Here is a 15,637-nt window from a genome sequence, read left to right as displayed (position 1 = left end):
AGCACCTGGGATATCCAGCAGCAGCAAGGGGTCAGGGTGTTTTTAATTCAAGTTCTGTCACTAACGCCTGGACTCTTTTGTCACTAACTAGAAGTTTGTTAATCTTTTTAATGGAATGGATGACAGTACTATGGTCACGTCCGCCAAAAGCCCTGCCCAGTTCCGGGTAGGAAAGGCCCAGTTTTTTACGGCAGACGTACATGGCAATCTGCCGGGCCAGCACCAGATCAGGCCGACGCTTGCCGCCAAGAACGTCTTCAGTCTTGAGATTGAGACTCTTGGCCACATCGGACAGAATTTCGCGGCAGCCCGGCATTTTTTCAGCCACGCCCGTGCGCACGATATTTTCCAGGTCTAGCTGGGTCAGATTGCGGCCTTTGACCGCGCAATACGCGCCGACCTTGAGCATGAGCCCCTGTAGAAGACGGAACTGCGAACAGCGCTGCGCAAGAAAAAGCAGCTGTTCGCGGGTAAGGGACAGGCGGCGCTCCTTGCACATGAGCTGCAGGTAACGCAGCCGCACATCAAGATCAGGTTCCATCAATTCCACCACAAGGCCGCTCTCAAGCCGGGAACGCAGGCGTTCGTCCAGCGTCTTGAGCGTTTGCGGATGGCCGGAACAGGCAAATATCATGCGGGCGGCGGCTCTGCCCCTTCCTTCTTTACGCGCAGGCGTATCACAAGTGAAGGCGCCGCTCTGCTGGTGGACAGGGGAAGCGCCGTTTTCCTGTCTGCCGGGGCAGGCGTCCATACAGGCCACAAGGTTGCCCTGCCAGCCGCTGTGACCGGCCATGTCCTGTATGTCGTCCAGAATGAGGACGTCATAGCGCTGCCAGAAAAGTTCGGGCCTTTTGGCCCACACCGTGTCTTCAGTGCAAAAACGGGCCGCATTGGCGCAGACCATGCGCGCCGCGTCTGTGGAGCGCCCCAGCGTGGCTGCAATGGCTTGCAGGAGATGGCTTTTGCCCGTGCCGCTGCGCCCGCAGACCAGAAAAGGATTATAGGCCGTGGATTCGGTGTTTTCGGCAATTTCTCTGGCCGTGGCCAAAGGAAAGGTGTTTTTGTTGTTAAAAATGAATCCGGCAAAAGGGTCTTCACGCGCGGCTTCGCTCGCGGCGCTGTCAGAGCCGGAATCCGCGCTGCCGGGCATGGGGGTTTCCACAACCTGCGCCAGGGGGGCGGCGCGTTCATATACTATTTGCGGAGCCGGGCTTGCGCTCAGTTCTTCAAAGTGGTGGTTGAGGGCCTCTTCAAAGGCGGCGCGTTTGTGGCGGCTGAACCATGCCGCGAAATACATGTGCGGAAAAACCACCCGCAGAGTGTTTTCTTCCTGGCGTAGGGTAAGGCTGTTCAGCCAGGAGGTTTCCCCCGCGATGGCCTGATGTTCCGCCAGTATGTCCCGCAACTCGTTTTTCAGCATAGCTCTATGTTCAGTGGCCGCACAGGGCATACCCTGTGGATAAAGGCTTGATCCGCAGGGGTGTTCCCGGCCCCGTTTTTTTCGGCTTCCGCCATACAGGAACAAGGGATGTTCATAACACAAAAGATGAACGCAAACAAGTGGCGCGTCCTGACCCGTATGACGGGCAGCTTGTGGACAACTGTGGAAAACCGCAGGCTTTTTGCCGGGTCTGCCAGTGGCCGTACATCCTGCCAGCATCTTTTTGACGCGGCGGGGATACCTGTATTGCGGCCTGCGCAAATCTCCAGAACTGGACAAGGCTTGTCCCCATGGGTATAAGCTCTCAATGGGGTTTACGATGAAAAGACTATGGTTAATCGGGGTCCTGCTGCTGGTGCTGCTGGGAGTTGTTCTGGCGCGCCATGCCGGGGTGCCCTCTTTTATATCCGGCACAGGCGCTGCGCCGCAACAGGAACAGACCACAACGGCGGACAGCGGATCTGCCGGTGAAAACGCCCCCGCTCCGGATGGGGCCCGGGCTTCCGGGACTGAAACAGACGCCGCATCCCACCAAGATTCCGCTGCTCACGATTCTTCTTCTCCCGAAAAAACAGACGGCGCCAGTACAGCTGACCCTGCAACCGGCCCTGCAACTGGCCCTATAACTGGCCCTATAACTGGGCAGGCAACCGGAAAAGCAGCCGAAGGCGCAACCGGCGCTGACGTTGCTGCCGAGGCAGCCGCCAAAGCCGCTGGCCCTACTGCCGCCAATGGCACAGAAGCCGCCAATGGTGCCGCTGCCGCAGATTCCGCTGATGCCGCAGATTCCGCGGACGCCGCAGATTCCGCAGACGCTGCGGACGCTGCGGACACAGGGGCCGCGCCCGGCGAGGCGGTAATCAGGGGAACTTTTGAAAAAGGCGATACTGTCAGCAAGGTTCTGGAAAGCGCCGGGGGTCAGGGTGTGCAGCAGTATGTCAGCGCCGCCCGCCAGGTTTTTTCCATGCGTTCTTTCCGCGAAGGCCAGCCCTATCTTGTTGTGACCGACAAGGAATCCGGGCAGGTCAAACGCTTTGAATACGAGATAGACAGCCGCCGCCGCCTCGTGGTGGAAGGAAGGGAAAATCCCGCCGCGCGGGTGGAGCCCATCGAGTATGTGGTTCTGCTGAGCGCTGTTGAAGGCAGCATCAACGACAACCTGTTTCAGGCCGTGGCCGACCTTGGCGAAAGCCCGCAGATGGCTCTCAAGCTGGCTGATCTTTTCGGCTCTGAAATCAACTTTATCCGTGATCTGCAATCGGGCGACTCTTTTTCCGTTCTGGTGGAAAAGCGCTACCGTGACAGCGAATACAAGGGCTATGGGCGTATTCTTGCCGCCCACTTCACCAACAAGGGCAAGACCTTTGAAGCCTACCTCTTTCGTGACGGCAATCAGCGGGCCGAATATTATAACCGCAAGGGCGAAAACCTGCGCAAAACCTTGCTTCAGGCTCCTCTGGCCTTCACGCGCATAAGCTCCCGCTTTACAAACAGCCGTTTGCACCCCATATTGAATTATACGCGGGCGCACCACGGCGTGGACTACGCCGCGCCCACGGGAACGCCCGTCAAGGCCGTCGGTGAGGGCGTGGTGACACAGCGCGGCTGGGCCGGAGGCTATGGCAACCAGATCATCGTCAAGCACTCTGCCAGTCTTGAGTCCATGTACGCCCACCTTTCGGGCTATGCGCGGGGATTGGCCACGGGCCAGCGGGTGCGTCAGGGACAGGTCATAGGATTTGTGGGCAGTACGGGCCTGGCCACCGGGCCGCATCTGGATTTCCGGCTTCGTCAGAGCGGCAAGTTCATTGACCCCACCAAGGCCATCAACCCGCGTGGCGAGCCGGTACCCAAAAGGGCCATGGCGGAATTTGAAAAGACGGTGGCCCTGGAACTGGCCTATCTCAAGGGAGAAAAAAATCTCTCGGAATACGCCGTGGACAGTGTGGTGCCAGATGCGTCAGTTGCGCCAGTAGCGCCCGTTGCCGCGCCAGAAAAGCCCGTGAAAAAAGAAAAGAGTAAACCCGTCAAAAAGAGTCGGCGCTGATGCCGTCGCCCCCGCAAGGAGGCAGCCATGATGTACTTTGAACCCATGTCCGGTATTGCCGTGGTGGTGCAGAACACCCCGCCCGACACAACGGATGTCATCTCCTATGTGCCTTCCGTCATCAATGACGGCACGGCCGCGGCAGACCAGCTTTTGTCCGCAGAAAGCGCGCAGTCGTTCATGCAGATGCAGTTCAGGATGGCCGCCGCAAACATCCTTGGCCTGGGAGCCGTCACCAGCGGCTGGGCCTGATTTTTTGCAAATCTGTCAGTGTAGAGCGACCCGCCGCACTTTTCGCCTGAAAACAGGGTGAAAAGCGCGGCGGGTTTTTTATAACACAAGTATAACGAAAAATAATTTTATTATATATTTTAGTTAGTTATGTTGCTGCCTGGCGCTGCCCGTGGCTGCCTGGCGCTGCCCGTGGCTGCCTGTAGCTGTCCGTAGCTGCCTGTGGCGGACTGGTTGCTGGCCAACTACTGGCTGAAATGACAGCGCGGTGTGCACACATTGCGCGGCCAGCGCGTCGTAATGGGGCTGGCGGATATCATTGGGTCTGGCAGAGGCTGTTAATTTTGTGAATAACTAATATAACAATCTGAAATAATTAGTTATATAGTATGTATATTCTGAAGGCGAAGAGCGCCGTTCAAGCGAGCGCCCAAGCCGAGCGCCCAAGCCGAGAACCCAAGACGAGCGACCAAGCCGAGAATTCAAGCCGAGAATTCAAGCCGAGAATTCAAGCCGAGCGCCCAAGCCGAGAAGCCAAAATGAGAACAGAGACCCCTTGAAATGCAAAGCATTTCAAGGGGTCTCTGCCGAATGAAGAAATTTTTGCTGCATCCTCGCGCTGTTGCGGCGTGCCAAACTCTCGCGCCCTGCTATTTCTTGTTCAGCAGCTTTGCGGCAAAGGCCGCCGCGCCAAAGCCGTTATCAATGTTGAGGGTGGCCACGCCGGGTACGCATGTGCTGAGCATGGTTGAAAGGGCGGCAAACCCCCCTGCTCCGATGCCGTAGCCCACAGCTGTGGGCACTGCCAGAACCGGGCAGCAAACAAGGCCAGCCAGCACTCCTGGCAACGCGCCTTCCATACCGGCAACGGCAATGATGATTTTTGCCTTGCGTAGGGCTTCCACATGGGGTGTGAGCCTGTCAAGACCGGCCACGCCCACGTCTGTGACCAGACCGCAGTTTTTGTCCCAGAAAGCGAGGCAGCAGTAGGCCTCAAGGGCCACAGGAATATCCGCCGCTCCTGCGGTCACAATCATGACTTCGCCCTCTTGAGGCCAGGGGGGCTGTACGGCCCTGGCAAATGCCAGGGAACCGCCAAGGGAAAAAAGTCGGGCGTCGGGCCAGTAACAGCCCACGGAAAAGCGATCTTCAAGCAGCGCTGCCTGACCTGGATTCACGCGGCTGACCAGCACCGGGCCGTGATGCGACAGCCCTTCCACAGCCGCCAGCAAGGCAGCGTCGCTTTTTCCCTGGGCCAGAACCACTTCGGAAAGGCTGGTGCGCAAGGCGCGCTGTGGGTCAAGGGTAAGCCCGTGCAGGGTATCCCGCACAGCCTGCGTACCCAGATGTTCCAGAGCGTGTTCAGGCTTGAGGGTGCCTGCGGCCACCTGTTCCAGAATTTTGAGTAATTGGGGTTTGGACATGCCCTCTTGTATACGGCAGGCTTTGGCTCTTGTCAGCAGTGTTGTTAGGGCAGCGGTTGTTAGGGCAGTGGTTGTTCGGGCAGCGGCCGCGCGGCGCGGCAGTTCCGCGCCCGTGCCGCACGGCGTCGCCGGGCAGGGGCTGAGCCGCAAAAAACTTTATCGTCGCCGGGCAGGGGCTGAGCCGCAAAAAATTACCTTTGAGAATATATATTCTCAAAAGCTGAGGCACGTTCACTACGGCATTTACCCGCGCAGATGAACCTCCGTAGCGAACGTCTGTTAACGCAGCCGCCAGAGCACGATACGTGCAGTTTGAAAGATAAATTGCTCTCTGCGTGTGGCGGCGCATTAATGTAAAGTTTTACTGTCTTTTGACATCCCTTGGTTGCATTGTATCGCACGACACGGTAAGAAAAATTCATGTTGACGCGCCGTTTACTCTTTCTTACCCCCGCCCAAGCCGTAACAACGGTCTTTCCTCCATTGCGCGACGCCGGATATGAACTTGGTATTGCTGAAAATCTCAAGGGAGCTTCAGTATTTATCCGCAAATCCGGCCCGGGGATCATTTTTGCGCGTCCTTCCCTGCCCGGCTTCAGGGTGGAAGACCTCCTGGCCGTGGGTGCTGAAGACCCCAATTTTCCTCCTGTCATCGTCATTACGGACAGGGGCACTGCCGAGGAGGCCGAACGCCTCATGAGTCTTGGAGCCAGGGACTACTGGCTTGAGCCTCTTGACGTGGAGCGCATTGTGGCCGTGGCACGAACAGTGGGCAACGGGGCGGCCCGCAAGGCGGCTTTGCCCTCCTCCACCCTTGGCGGCCGCAAACCCCATTACGTGGGCGCCGCTGGCCCGCGCATCGTGGGCAGACACCCGGCCATGACCAGGGTTCTGCAACTGGCGCGTCAGGTGGCCGGTTCGCGCGCAACGGTGCTCATTACCGGCGAATCGGGCACAGGCAAGGAAATGTTCGCCCGTTACCTGCACGCCATGAGCAAGCGCGCCGACAAGGCCTTTGTGGCCGTCAACTGCGCCGCCCTGCCGGAGCATCTGCTGGAAAGCGAGCTTTTCGGGCATGAAAAGGGTGCATTTACCGGGGCCATCGCGCGCAAGCCCGGCAAATTCGAGCTTGCCGACGGCGGCACCCTGCTGCTGGACGAAATTTCTGAAATGGACATGGCCCTTCAGGCCAAGCTTTTACGTGTGCTTCAGGAGGGCGAGATCGACCGCGTCGGCGGTACGGAAACCCTCAAGGTGGACGTGCGCGTGCTCGCCACCACCAACCGCGATCTGGAAGACTGGGTCAAACAGGGCAAATTCCGCCAGGATCTGTATTTCAGGTTGAACGTCATTCCCCTGCGCCTGCCTTCACTGCGGGAGCGCAGCGAGGACGTGCTGGAACTGGCCCACTTTTTCATGAACATGTACGTGCGCGAATATGCGTTGCCGCAGACTGTCCTGTCCCAGAGCGCCATGGACTGGCTGCGCGACTACGACTTTCCCGGCAATGTGCGCGAACTGCAAAATCTCATGGAGCGCGCCGTGCTTCTGGCCAACGGCCGCCCGGTGGAACCGCGCCATTTTCTGCTTGAAAATGACGACTGGCCGCTGTTCGAGGAAGACGAGCCCCAATATGCCCCTGACGAAAATAGCAGCGAGCACAGCCCTGACGCCGCCTGGGCGGGTCAGGACAGTGCGCACGAGGCAGATGGTCAGGCAGCCCCGTTTGAGGGCTCCAGCGGCAGCCAGGACGCGCTGAGGAGCCTGAATCAAAGCTCGGGCGACAGTGCCCTGGTGTCAGGCGGCGCGGTCATCCCCCTGCACGAGATGGAGCGCATCATGATTCTCAAGGGGCTGGAGGCCACATCGGGCAACAGGACGCAGGCCGCAGACCTTTTGGGCATTTCGGTGCGTACCTTGCGCAACAAGCTTAACGAATACCGCGCCGCAGGACATCCCATCGACTGATTATGGCTGTGTAAACCTGCAAACGCGGGTTACTGCCGGCTTTTCCCCTATTTTATTGAATAGAGCAGATTACCTTTGAAATGTTACACGTTTCAAAGGTAATCTGCTCTAGAAGTTTCGCCCACAGGCTCTGCTGCCAATGTTTGCGGTTGGGCGCGGTGCGAGATCGGGAAGTGCTGCGCCTGCAATTTTCCGTGCTGGACACAGCGCCAGCCGGAAAATCTCCCAGCCAGGCGTGACCCCCAGTTTTACATTGGCAGCGGCCTGTGCAGGGTTGCCGGAAAGGTTGTGGCCTCCAGGCGCTGGCAAATACCAGGCACCTGGAGGCCACGACCGTAAAAGAAGCCTGTTTAGCTATACGCTACTTGATAACCTTGAACACAGCATTGCAGTCTTCCTGACCATATCCTGACGCGCTGGCCTCTTTGTAAACAGCCAGGGCCGATTCTATACCCGTCAGGTCAAGACCCCAGGCCCGCGCCATTTCGCAGCCAAGACGCACGTCTTTAAGAGCCAGATCAAGGCCAAAACGGTTGGCAAAGTCGCCCTGAGCGATCCAGGGGCCACGCACGTCCATCTGGAAGCTGCGCGCGCCGGTGTCGCTGAGCAGGGTGAGCAGCTGGTTCAGGTCCATACCGGACTTTTCGCCCAGGCGAAGACCTTCGGCCAGGATCACAAGGTTGCTCATGCCAATCATGTTGCTGATAAGTTTAACGGCGCAGGCCGCATCGGCAGTGCCCACATAGTTGGGAATGCCGATGATTTTGAACACGTCTTCCAGTTTCTTTATGGCTTCCTGATTGCCGCCAATGAACATGGGTTCTTCGCCCTTTTCGCACTGCGCGGGTGTTTTGCCCAGGGTGCACTGGATGTAGGCCACGCCGGACTGCGCGCCTTCTTCAGCCAGGGTAGCGGCTGTTGTGGGGTCAATGGTGGAAAGCTCCACATGAATGGCCCCTTTTTTCATGATCTTGTATAGTCCCTTGTTGCCGCACATGGTGCCCATGACATGCTGCGGCAGCGGTAGAGACGTGAACAGCACATCGCAGGAAGCCAGGTCTTCCAGGGCTGCAGCGGCCTTGCCCGTGGTCCCGACTGCCAGGGTACGTTCAACGGCATCTTTGGAAAGGTCATATACCAAAACTGACTTGCCGCCACGAATAAGATTGCGGCACACAGGGCCACCCATGAGGCCCACGCCGATGAATCCAAACTGCATATGAAACTCCTTTGGAAGTATGGACAGAATAATGACTTTGGATGTCTGCGCGCGCAGTTCATCCTCAGAAAAAATCAATCAATTACGCGACAATGCCACCCATAAGAACATAACGGGTTTCCATAAAGTCCAGCAGGCCTTCGCGGCCGCCTTCGCGTCCGGTTCCGCTTTCCTTCACACCGCCAAAGGGCGCTTCCGCCAGAGCCAGAGCGGCATCGTTCACGCCGCAGAGGCCGTATTCCAAAGCTTCGGGTATGCGCCAGGCACGACTCAGATTCTGGGTAAACACGTAAGAGGCCAAACCAAAAGGCGTATCGTTGGCCAGTTCAACGGCTTCGGCCTCTGAGGCAAAGGTCATGATGGGAGCGATGGGGCCAAAGATTTCTTCGTGGAAAATGCGCATTTCCCGCGTCATGCCAGTGAGCACGGTGGGCTCGAAGAAGTTGCCGCCCAAAGCATGGCGTTTGCCGCCCAGCAGAATTTTCGCGCCCTTGCTCACGGCGTCCGCCAGCAGTGCTTCGCAGTGTTCCACAGCGCTCTGGTTGATCAGGGGGCCGACCTCGACGTTGTCTTCAAAGCCATCGCCCACCTTGAGGGTTTTGAACCGCTCCACAAGACCCGTCACAAAGCTCTGAGCAATGCCTTCCTGCACAAGGATACGGTTGGTGCTGATGCAGGTCTGCCCTGCGTTACGAACTTTGCTGCCGTAAGCGCAGTTGAGGGTAAGGGCCAGGTCGGCATCGTCAAAAACCACAAAGGGAGCGTTGCCGCCCAGTTCCATTGAAACGCGCTTCATGGTCTGCGCGGTCTGGGCAGTCAATTTTTTGCCCACTTCAGTGGAACCGGTAAATGTAACCTTGCGCACCTTTACGTTGGAGGCCATTTCTGCCGCCATGACGCTGGCAGAACCGGTGAGCACGTTGAACACACCAGCCGGGAAACCGGCCCTGTGCGCCAGTTCCGCCATAGCCAGCGCCGAATACGGAGTGGCCGAAGCGGGCTTGACAAGAACGGGGCAACCGGCGGCCAGCGCCGGGGCGGTCTTGCGGGCAATCATGGACATGGGGAAGTTCCAGGGCGTAATGGCGAAAACCACGCCCACGGGCTGGTGGTGGGTGATGGGGCGTATGCCTTTGCGCGGCGCAGGGATCACGTCGCCATAGGTACGGCGGCATTCTTCGGCGTACCAGGGGATGTAGGACGAACCCAGAGCGATTTCGCCCAGGGATTCAGCCACGGGCTTGCCCTGCTCGTACGAAAGAATACGGGCCAGATCCTGCTTGTTTTCCTGGATGAGGTCGTGCCATTTTATCAGGCAAGCTCCGCGTTCTTTTGGCGTGAGAGCGCGCCAGCCGGCCCATGCAGCTTCGGCGGCGTCAATGGCGCGACGGGTTTCAGCAGCGCCGAACTTCGGCACAGAGCCGATGATTTCACCCTTGGACGGATTATCTACCTTGATGACGGACTTGTCGTCTGCATCAATCCACTGGCCGTTCACATAGCATTGTTCACGAAACAAGGAAGGATCATTAAGCGTCAACATTAAAACTCTCCTGATTTTGTCGCATGGGAGTTATTTCCCGATGCATAGTGGGTAACGACTTGTTAGAGAAGGCGACACCTAAATATAACCTGTTTAAATTTTGCAGACGCCAGATCCAGCGTCATGTTGTGTTCATCGTAGATTTATCCATTGTCTCTGCTGCAGATGAACCTGCGTATGCAGTTTAAAGTTAACACGGTCAGTTTCTGCGGCTTTTTCATGAAAGGCGTCTTTACGTCTTAAAGAAAAAAATGGAGTGACATGGGTCAGCACAGCCAATCATCACAGGTGTTTTCAAATTAAACCCTATATGTTTGGCACTTTCGTAGTGGTAGTGCCAAACACCGTGGCAGGGTCGCCCGCAAGGAGCGCTGTGATCAAGGGTGCCAGAATCATGTTTGAGCGCCTGCATCATGAACCGCATTCCTGTCACCCGCTGGAGGCCTGGCGGGTTACGCGCGCCTATGGCGCGCGCCATTACCGCACTACCACCATTTGATGCTTTCTGTGACGTAATCCCGCAAAGCCACAAACTTCGGGTCATCGAACTGCCGGGGATGCGGCAGGTCAACAATGACTTCTTCCTTGATGGTTGAAGGCTTTGGAGAAAGTATGAGTATCCTTTCTGCCAGATACACGGCTTCTTCAATATTATGCGTAATAAAGGCCACCGTGCTGCCAAGTTCCTTCCAGATGCGCATGAGTTCGTCTTCAAGGTAGTAGCGCAGTTTCACGTCCAGCTGTCCGTAGGGTTCATCCATGAGCAGCAGGTCGGGATTGATGGCGAAATTTCGTGCGATAACTACGCGTTGCTCCATACTGGCGGAAAGCTGCTGGGGATAGTAGGTGCGGTACTTGGTAAGGCCCACGATATCCAGCATGCGCTCGACGCGCTTTTCAATCTCGTCTTCCGGCAGGCGTTTGATGCGTAATCCGAAACGGATATTGTCTTCCACGGTGAGCCAGGGAATGGCGGAAACCTCCTGAAACACAAAGGCGATATTATGAATGTGCGGGTCGGCGGGCACCCCGTCCACGTCGATGGTCCCCTCGGTTATGGGGATGAATCGCGACAGACAGTTGAGAAAGGTGGTTTTGCCGCAGCCCGTTGGGCCCACAATACAAAGGAGCTCGCCCTTGTAGATGTCAAAGTTGATATTATCGAGGACCAGCAGGTCTCCGTATTTCTTTGTCAGGTTTTTCACCGACACCTTGACTTCTCGTTTAGCTTTGTACGCTGACTTGTTATCCGCGGTCATATGTAACTCCTAGAGGACAAGGTCGGTGTCTTCGGAAATTTGCTTGCGCAGTGTCAAAAAATCTGGATGCGTATAGGCCCTGGGCACGGGAATGGTAATGTTGTGCTCTGTCTTGATTCTGCCAGGCAGGGCGGACATGATGACCACGCGGTCCCCCAGATAAATGGCTTCTTCAATATTGTTGGTCACAAAACAGACCGTGCGTTTTTCTTTTTCCCATATAAGGCGCAGTTCTTTTTCCATGGCATACCGTGTCTGCGCATCCAGCGCCCCGAAGGGCTCGTCCATAAGCAGGATGTCCGGGTCACTGGCATAGGCGCGGGCAATGCCGACGCGTTGCTTCATGCCGCCGGAAAGCTCGGCCGGATAGGATTTTTCAAAGCCATTCAGGCCCACGAGGTCGATGTAGTGCTGTGCCACTTCCATGCGCTCTTTTAATGGAACCCCACGTATGGTCAGGCCGAAGGCAACGTTTTGCACCACGGTTTTCCAGGGAAAAAGCGCGTAGCGCTGAAATACCATGCCCCTGTCCGGCCCTGGCCCGGTAATGGGCTTGTTGTTGATAAGAATGGAGCCCTGCGTTGGTTCTATGAGTCCGGCAATACAGTTGAGCAGTACTGTTTTGCCACTCTGTCCCGGCCCGAGGATTACCAGAAACTCGTTCTTGTACACTTCAAGAGAAACGGAGTTCAGTACATGAAGCAGCTTTTTCTGTCCGGGCACGTGAAAGGTTTTTGAAATACCTTTACATGCAATTTTAACTTCTCTGTCTTCACTCATACCATTTCACTCCTCCAGGGACAGAGCGCCCGCTCGGCCCCGCGCAATAAGGCGGCAAGCAGCGATCCCACAATGCCGATAAGGATCATCCCTACGAGAATCATTGAGGATTTGTTCAGATCCATCCCCTGGATGATGATAAAGCCAACACCTTCGCGCGCTCCGACCATTTCAGCCGCCAGAACGCACATCCAGGCCATGGAGAGCGCGTTTTGCACACCGGCAAAAATGGAGGGCAGGCAGGCGGGAACTGCAACGTTGAAAAACTGCTGGCGGGGGTTGGCCCCAAAAGACCTGGCAGCATCAATGAGCAGCGGATCAACATAGCGCATGCCCGTGTAGGAATTGAGCACCATGATGACGAACGCGCCCACAAAACAGATAAATATCTTCGAGCCTTCGGCCACGCCCAGCCAGAGAATGGCAATGGGTATCCATGCGATGGGGGGGATGGGACGCAGCAGTTCGAAAATGGGCGAAACGATTTTGTCGCATACGCGGTTCCAGCCCATAAGCAGGCCCAGGGGCAAACCAAAAGCCACGGCCAGGATAAATGCGATCATGACCCGGCGCAGGCTGTAACCCACATGGCCAAGCAGCGATGTGCCGCCGACAGGTGTTTGTGAAAGGCGCACAAGCTCATCCCACACCATAAGGGGAGAGGGCAGAAAATCCGCGCTTACATTGAGAGAGGCCACCTGCCACAGCAGCAAAAAGGCCGCAAAAGAACCAATCGGCGCAAGCCATTTGGAATATTTTTTTATAAAAGTGCTCATGACAGCCTCCGTGACGAGGCGAAGCGGGCCTCAACCTGCGTGAGAATCCAGGACATGAGAGCTCCAAGAAAGCCGATGGCAAGCATGCCTACAATAATGACGTCAGGACGGGCCAGGCGGCGGCCCTGCTGGATCATGAAACCCAGACCTTCAGAGGCGGCCAGCAGTTCGGCGGCCACCAGGGTTGTCCAGGCCGCGTTCAGAGAAAGCTTCATTCCTGTAAAAACCATCGGGATGGCGGAAGGAACGCCGATCTTGCGGAAGGTTTCAAAATTGGACGCGCCGTAGATTTCCGCCACGCGGATAAGCACGGGGTTGGTCAGCCTGATGCCTGTGTATGAGTTGATTACACATGGCACAAAGGCTGCCAGAAAGATGATGAAGGCCTTGGCAACCATGCCTATGCCCAGCCAGAGAATGGCGATGGGTATCCAGGCAATGGGGGGAATGGGGCGGATGGCATCGAAAAGAGGGCGAACCATCAGGTTGACCTTGGGATACCAGCCCATGAAGAGTCCAAGGGGCACACCTATTACTACAGCAGCCACAAAGCCCGTAAGGGCCAAGGCAAGGCTGGCCACGGCATGGTGCTGCAGAAGGGCGCCGTCAGGATTGACGTCTCTCAGTTTTTCAAAAAAACCAACAATGACTTCAGAAGGTGGAACCAACTGGTATGGGCCGATGATTTCAAAATAGCAGATCAGTTCCCATGCCAGCAGGAACATGAGAAAGCTGACGAAAGAAATCCAGTTTTCTTTGGCTGCTGTAGCAAAATAATTGGCCTTTTCTATTTCAAGGCTCAAGGTCATATTGCCTTGCTCTTTGTTGAGGGGCGGTTGCATCTTTACTCCTTTTCCCCCGGAGGTCGCCCCTTGCGGGCAACCTCCGGGCCGGTGACTCCGGCGGTGTATATCAGGGTGTCGCGCTCGAGATCCGGTTACTTCGCAGCGCGCTCCTGAGCGACCTTCTTCATGAATGAAGCGTCAATGAAGAAATTCTGCTTCACGTAGCCGTCAAATTCCTTCTGACGGATGCGGCCCTGGCTCAGCATAAATTCGGCCACGCCCCGTAAAGAAGCCGGAAGCATGGAAGGCGTTTCCATCTCGCGAACCTGTTCAGACACGGTGTAGAGGGGGCGATATTTGAACTCAAGCTTCACCATGTCTTCAGTGAGCTCCAGGCCACAGTAATTGTTAAAGTAGTCGAGAAGGGGCTTTATGTACTTGTCGGGGTTGGCTTTCATGTCTTCAAGAATGCCCATGTAGATATTGAGCCACGCAATGGTCAGGTCGGGGTGTTTTTCGGCAAAATCTTTGCGCACGCCAATGCCGCCGGCAATGCTCACCTTGGCCGCAGCGCCGGAGGAAACGCGAACCCATTTTTTGGCTTCGGCCACGTAGCTCAGGGGCGCCCAAAGCTGCAGAATGTCGCCTTCACCCGCGTTAAAGGCCGTCATGGCCTGGCCCTGCTCCATGTGAACGATATTGACATCGCTGTCCTTGAGGCCCATGGCCTTCAGGGTACTTGTAAGAGCGTAGTGGCCGGTGGACACAGTGGTGGCCAATATTTTTTTGCCTTTCCACAAGTCGGCATTGCCATAAATATCAGGATAGTTGGGCACTGCGCCCGCTGCTTTGGCCAAGGGGGAGTCAGGGCGTACCCAGATGTCATTGGTGGCGGCTTCTTCGTTGGAAATGCCAATCAGCTTGTACCCATAGCGCATGCTTGCCATCATGGTGGGCACCGTGCCCATGGTGCCGATGTCCCACTGGTCTGCGGCCAGGGCTTCTGTCTGGGGCGCTCCGGAGGCAAAGAGCATAAATTTCATGGTAAAGGGGGCATCTTTCAACATGCCGGACTGTTCTGCATACCACATGGGAAAGCCGTGCAGGCACGGTTGCGCGCTTGTGCGCAATTCAATTTTCTGCGCGAAAGGCTGGCTGGGCGCCAGAAGCAGAAGAGAAAATAAAAACAGGCAGAAAAGTGAGCAAATAGAGATTTTTTTCATGTTGGTCTCCTTGCAGGGGGATGGTTATATACGTTGTCAATCCTATTGATCCGCCCGTTCAGCAGGCTGTGAACCCTCCATCTATCATGATTGTTTGGCCGGTGACGTAGCTGGAAGCGTTGCTTGCCAGAAAAACAGCGCATCCATAGAGATCCTCGAGCTTGCCGTTGCGTTGCGCACAGGTCTGCATGGCGCGGCGGGCTGCAAGCTCTGGATTGGCAAAAATGGTATTGGTAAGATTGGTGGGGAAAAAACCGGGGCCCATGGCATTGCATGTCACGCCAGAAGCCGACCATGCCTGGGCCGTGGCACGGGTCAGCTGCACGATGCCGCCCTTGCTGGCGCCATAGGGGGCACTGTTTTCAAAAGCCCGAAACGATTGCAGAGATGCCAGATTGATGATGCGACCCCATTTACGTTTGGCCATATGAGGGGCCAGGCCCTGCGTCATGAAGAACGGCGCGGCCAGAAGCAGGTTGATTTGCTGATTCCAGGCTTTCGGCGTCACTTCCGTAAAAGACTGACGCAGGTTTACTCCGGCGGCATTAACCAGAATGTCGATTTCAGGGTATTTTTTTAAGGCTTCAGTGGTGCAGTCGCGGGCAGTTTCAGGTTGTGAAAGGTCGGCGGTCATATGGTCGGCCTGCAGGTTTTTGGCGCGCAGGCGATCCGCCGCCTGGGCCAGGGCGGCAGAGTCGCGGGCAACGAGAATGACCCGTGCTCCGGCGAACGCAAGGGCCGTGGCCACAGCGTTGCCGATGCCGGAGCTTCCGCCCGTCACCAGGGCTGTCTTGCCCGTCAGATCAAAAAGACTCGCCATATTCATATGCGCCCCTTCATTCAAACATGCAGGGTTGTTACGTCTTGTCGCTTGGCTGCCCGGTCTGTCGTGAATAGCTTCAGGAAAAAGGTTCTTGCAATACCATGGCCTCATTGACGCT

13 protein-coding genes are annotated in these 15,637 nt (G+C 56.4%); 3 read left to right on the top strand and 10 right to left on the bottom strand.

All coding sequences use genetic code 11. The features are described from left to right. Positions 1-31: 31 nt before the first annotated feature. Positions 32-1,420: a DnaA ATPase domain-containing protein gene (locus tag RBR41_RS05320; protein WP_320351551.1), complete on the bottom strand. Its 1,389-nt coding sequence runs from the start codon at positions 1,418-1,420 to the stop codon at positions 32-34. A gap of 340 nt (positions 1,421-1,760) precedes the next feature. On the opposite strand from RBR41_RS05320, the gene RBR41_RS05315 reads away from it, so the two are divergent. Next, positions 1,761-3,488 (top strand): peptidoglycan DD-metalloendopeptidase family protein, encoded by a 1,728-nt coding sequence (locus tag RBR41_RS05315; RefSeq protein ID WP_320351550.1) that lies wholly within the window; start codon positions 1,761-1,763, stop codon positions 3,486-3,488. 27 nt (positions 3,489-3,515) lie between these two features. Further along, on the top strand, positions 3,516-3,740 hold the full coding sequence (locus RBR41_RS05310) for a hypothetical protein (RefSeq protein ID WP_320351549.1): 225 nt from the start codon (positions 3,516-3,518) through the stop codon (positions 3,738-3,740). A 629-nt stretch (positions 3,741-4,369) separates the two neighbouring features. On the opposite strand, the gene larB is transcribed toward RBR41_RS05310, so the two are convergent. Next, positions 4,370-5,143, bottom strand: coding sequence for a nickel pincer cofactor biosynthesis protein LarB (gene larB, locus RBR41_RS05305; protein ID WP_320351548.1), 774 nt, complete (start codon positions 5,141-5,143; stop codon positions 4,370-4,372). 420 nt (positions 5,144-5,563) lie between these two features. Between larB and RBR41_RS05300 the strand changes: the two genes are divergently transcribed. Continuing rightward, the gene (locus RBR41_RS05300; RefSeq protein ID WP_320351547.1) at positions 5,564-7,111 is read left to right on the top strand and encodes a sigma-54 dependent transcriptional regulator; all 1,548 of its coding nucleotides are present in this window, start codon (positions 5,564-5,566) and stop codon (positions 7,109-7,111) included. Positions 7,112-7,472: 361 nt separating this feature from the next. Here RBR41_RS05300 and RBR41_RS05295 read toward each other — a convergent pair whose 3' ends face one another. From RBR41_RS05295 to RBR41_RS05260, 8 genes are all read right to left on the bottom strand, one after another. Continuing rightward, on the bottom strand, positions 7,473-8,330 hold the full coding sequence (locus RBR41_RS05295; protein ID WP_320351546.1) for an NAD(P)-dependent oxidoreductase: 858 nt from the start codon (positions 8,328-8,330) through the stop codon (positions 7,473-7,475). An 82-nt stretch (positions 8,331-8,412) separates the two neighbouring features. Beyond that, positions 8,413-9,873, bottom strand: coding sequence for an NAD-dependent succinate-semialdehyde dehydrogenase (locus RBR41_RS05290; protein ID WP_320351545.1), 1,461 nt, complete (start codon positions 9,871-9,873; stop codon positions 8,413-8,415). 485 nt (positions 9,874-10,358) lie between these two features. After that, positions 10,359-11,132: an ABC transporter ATP-binding protein gene (locus RBR41_RS05285; protein ID WP_320351544.1), complete on the bottom strand. Its 774-nt coding sequence runs from the start codon at positions 11,130-11,132 to the stop codon at positions 10,359-10,361. 9 nt (positions 11,133-11,141) lie between these two features. Beyond that, positions 11,142-11,912, bottom strand: a complete 771-nt coding sequence (locus tag RBR41_RS05280) for an ABC transporter ATP-binding protein (RefSeq protein ID WP_320351543.1) — start codon at positions 11,910-11,912, stop codon at positions 11,142-11,144. Then, positions 11,909-12,688: an ABC transporter permease gene (locus RBR41_RS05275; protein WP_320351542.1), complete on the bottom strand. Its 780-nt coding sequence runs from the start codon at positions 12,686-12,688 to the stop codon at positions 11,909-11,911. The genes RBR41_RS05280 and RBR41_RS05275 overlap by 4 nt, the downstream gene beginning before the upstream one ends. After that, a complete protein-coding gene (locus RBR41_RS05270; protein ID WP_320351541.1) occupies positions 12,685-13,530 on the bottom strand; it encodes an ABC transporter permease in 846 nt (281 codons plus the stop codon). The genes RBR41_RS05275 and RBR41_RS05270 overlap by 4 nt, the downstream gene beginning before the upstream one ends. A gap of 95 nt (positions 13,531-13,625) precedes the next feature. After that, entirely contained in the window at positions 13,626-14,696 is a 1,071-nt protein-coding gene (locus RBR41_RS05265; RefSeq protein ID WP_320351540.1) for an ABC transporter substrate-binding protein, read from the bottom strand. A 58-nt stretch (positions 14,697-14,754) separates the two neighbouring features. Beyond that, positions 14,755-15,522: an SDR family NAD(P)-dependent oxidoreductase gene (locus RBR41_RS05260; protein ID WP_320351539.1), complete on the bottom strand. Its 768-nt coding sequence runs from the start codon at positions 15,520-15,522 to the stop codon at positions 14,755-14,757. Positions 15,523-15,637 lie beyond the last annotated feature (115 nt).

Source organism: Desulfovibrio sp. (genome assembly GCF_034006445.1).
In the GTDB taxonomy this organism is placed as follows: domain Bacteria; phylum Desulfobacterota; class Desulfovibrionia; order Desulfovibrionales; family Desulfovibrionaceae; genus Desulfovibrio.
The sequence above is the reverse complement of the archived record's forward strand: the minus strand, read 5'-3'. Positions and strand labels throughout refer to the sequence as shown.

What these genes read in the sequence shown, in the direction of transcription:
- RBR41_RS05275 (WP_320351542.1), bottom strand. Translation starts at nt 12,688, where the DNA reads ATGAGCACTTTTATAAAAAAATATTCCAAATGGCTTGCGCCGATTGGT.
- RBR41_RS05300 (WP_320351547.1), top strand. Translation starts at nt 5,564, where the DNA reads ATGTTGACGCGCCGTTTACTCTTTCTTACCCCCGCCCAAGCCGTAACA.
- RBR41_RS05295 (WP_320351546.1), bottom strand. Translation starts at nt 8,330, where the DNA reads ATGCAGTTTGGATTCATCGGCGTGGGCCTCATGGGTGGCCCTGTGTGC.
- RBR41_RS05285 (WP_320351544.1), bottom strand. Translation starts at nt 11,132, where the DNA reads ATGACCGCGGATAACAAGTCAGCGTACAAAGCTAAACGAGAAGTCAAG.
- RBR41_RS05310 (WP_320351549.1), top strand. Translation starts at nt 3,516, where the DNA reads ATGATGTACTTTGAACCCATGTCCGGTATTGCCGTGGTGGTGCAGAAC.
- RBR41_RS05315 (WP_320351550.1), top strand. Translation starts at nt 1,761, where the DNA reads ATGAAAAGACTATGGTTAATCGGGGTCCTGCTGCTGGTGCTGCTGGGA.
- RBR41_RS05280 (WP_320351543.1), bottom strand. Translation starts at nt 11,912, where the DNA reads ATGAGTGAAGACAGAGAAGTTAAAATTGCATGTAAAGGTATTTCAAAA.
- RBR41_RS05320 (WP_320351551.1), bottom strand. Translation starts at nt 1,420, where the DNA reads ATGCTGAAAAACGAGTTGCGGGACATACTGGCGGAACATCAGGCCATC.
- RBR41_RS05260 (WP_320351539.1), bottom strand. Translation starts at nt 15,522, where the DNA reads ATGAATATGGCGAGTCTTTTTGATCTGACGGGCAAGACAGCCCTGGTG.
- RBR41_RS05270 (WP_320351541.1), bottom strand. Translation starts at nt 13,530, where the DNA reads ATGCAACCGCCCCTCAACAAAGAGCAAGGCAATATGACCTTGAGCCTT.
- larB (WP_320351548.1), bottom strand. Translation starts at nt 5,143, where the DNA reads ATGTCCAAACCCCAATTACTCAAAATTCTGGAACAGGTGGCCGCAGGC.
- RBR41_RS05290 (WP_320351545.1), bottom strand. Translation starts at nt 9,873, where the DNA reads ATGTTGACGCTTAATGATCCTTCCTTGTTTCGTGAACAATGCTATGTG.
- RBR41_RS05265 (WP_320351540.1), bottom strand. Translation starts at nt 14,696, where the DNA reads ATGAAAAAAATCTCTATTTGCTCACTTTTCTGCCTGTTTTTATTTTCT.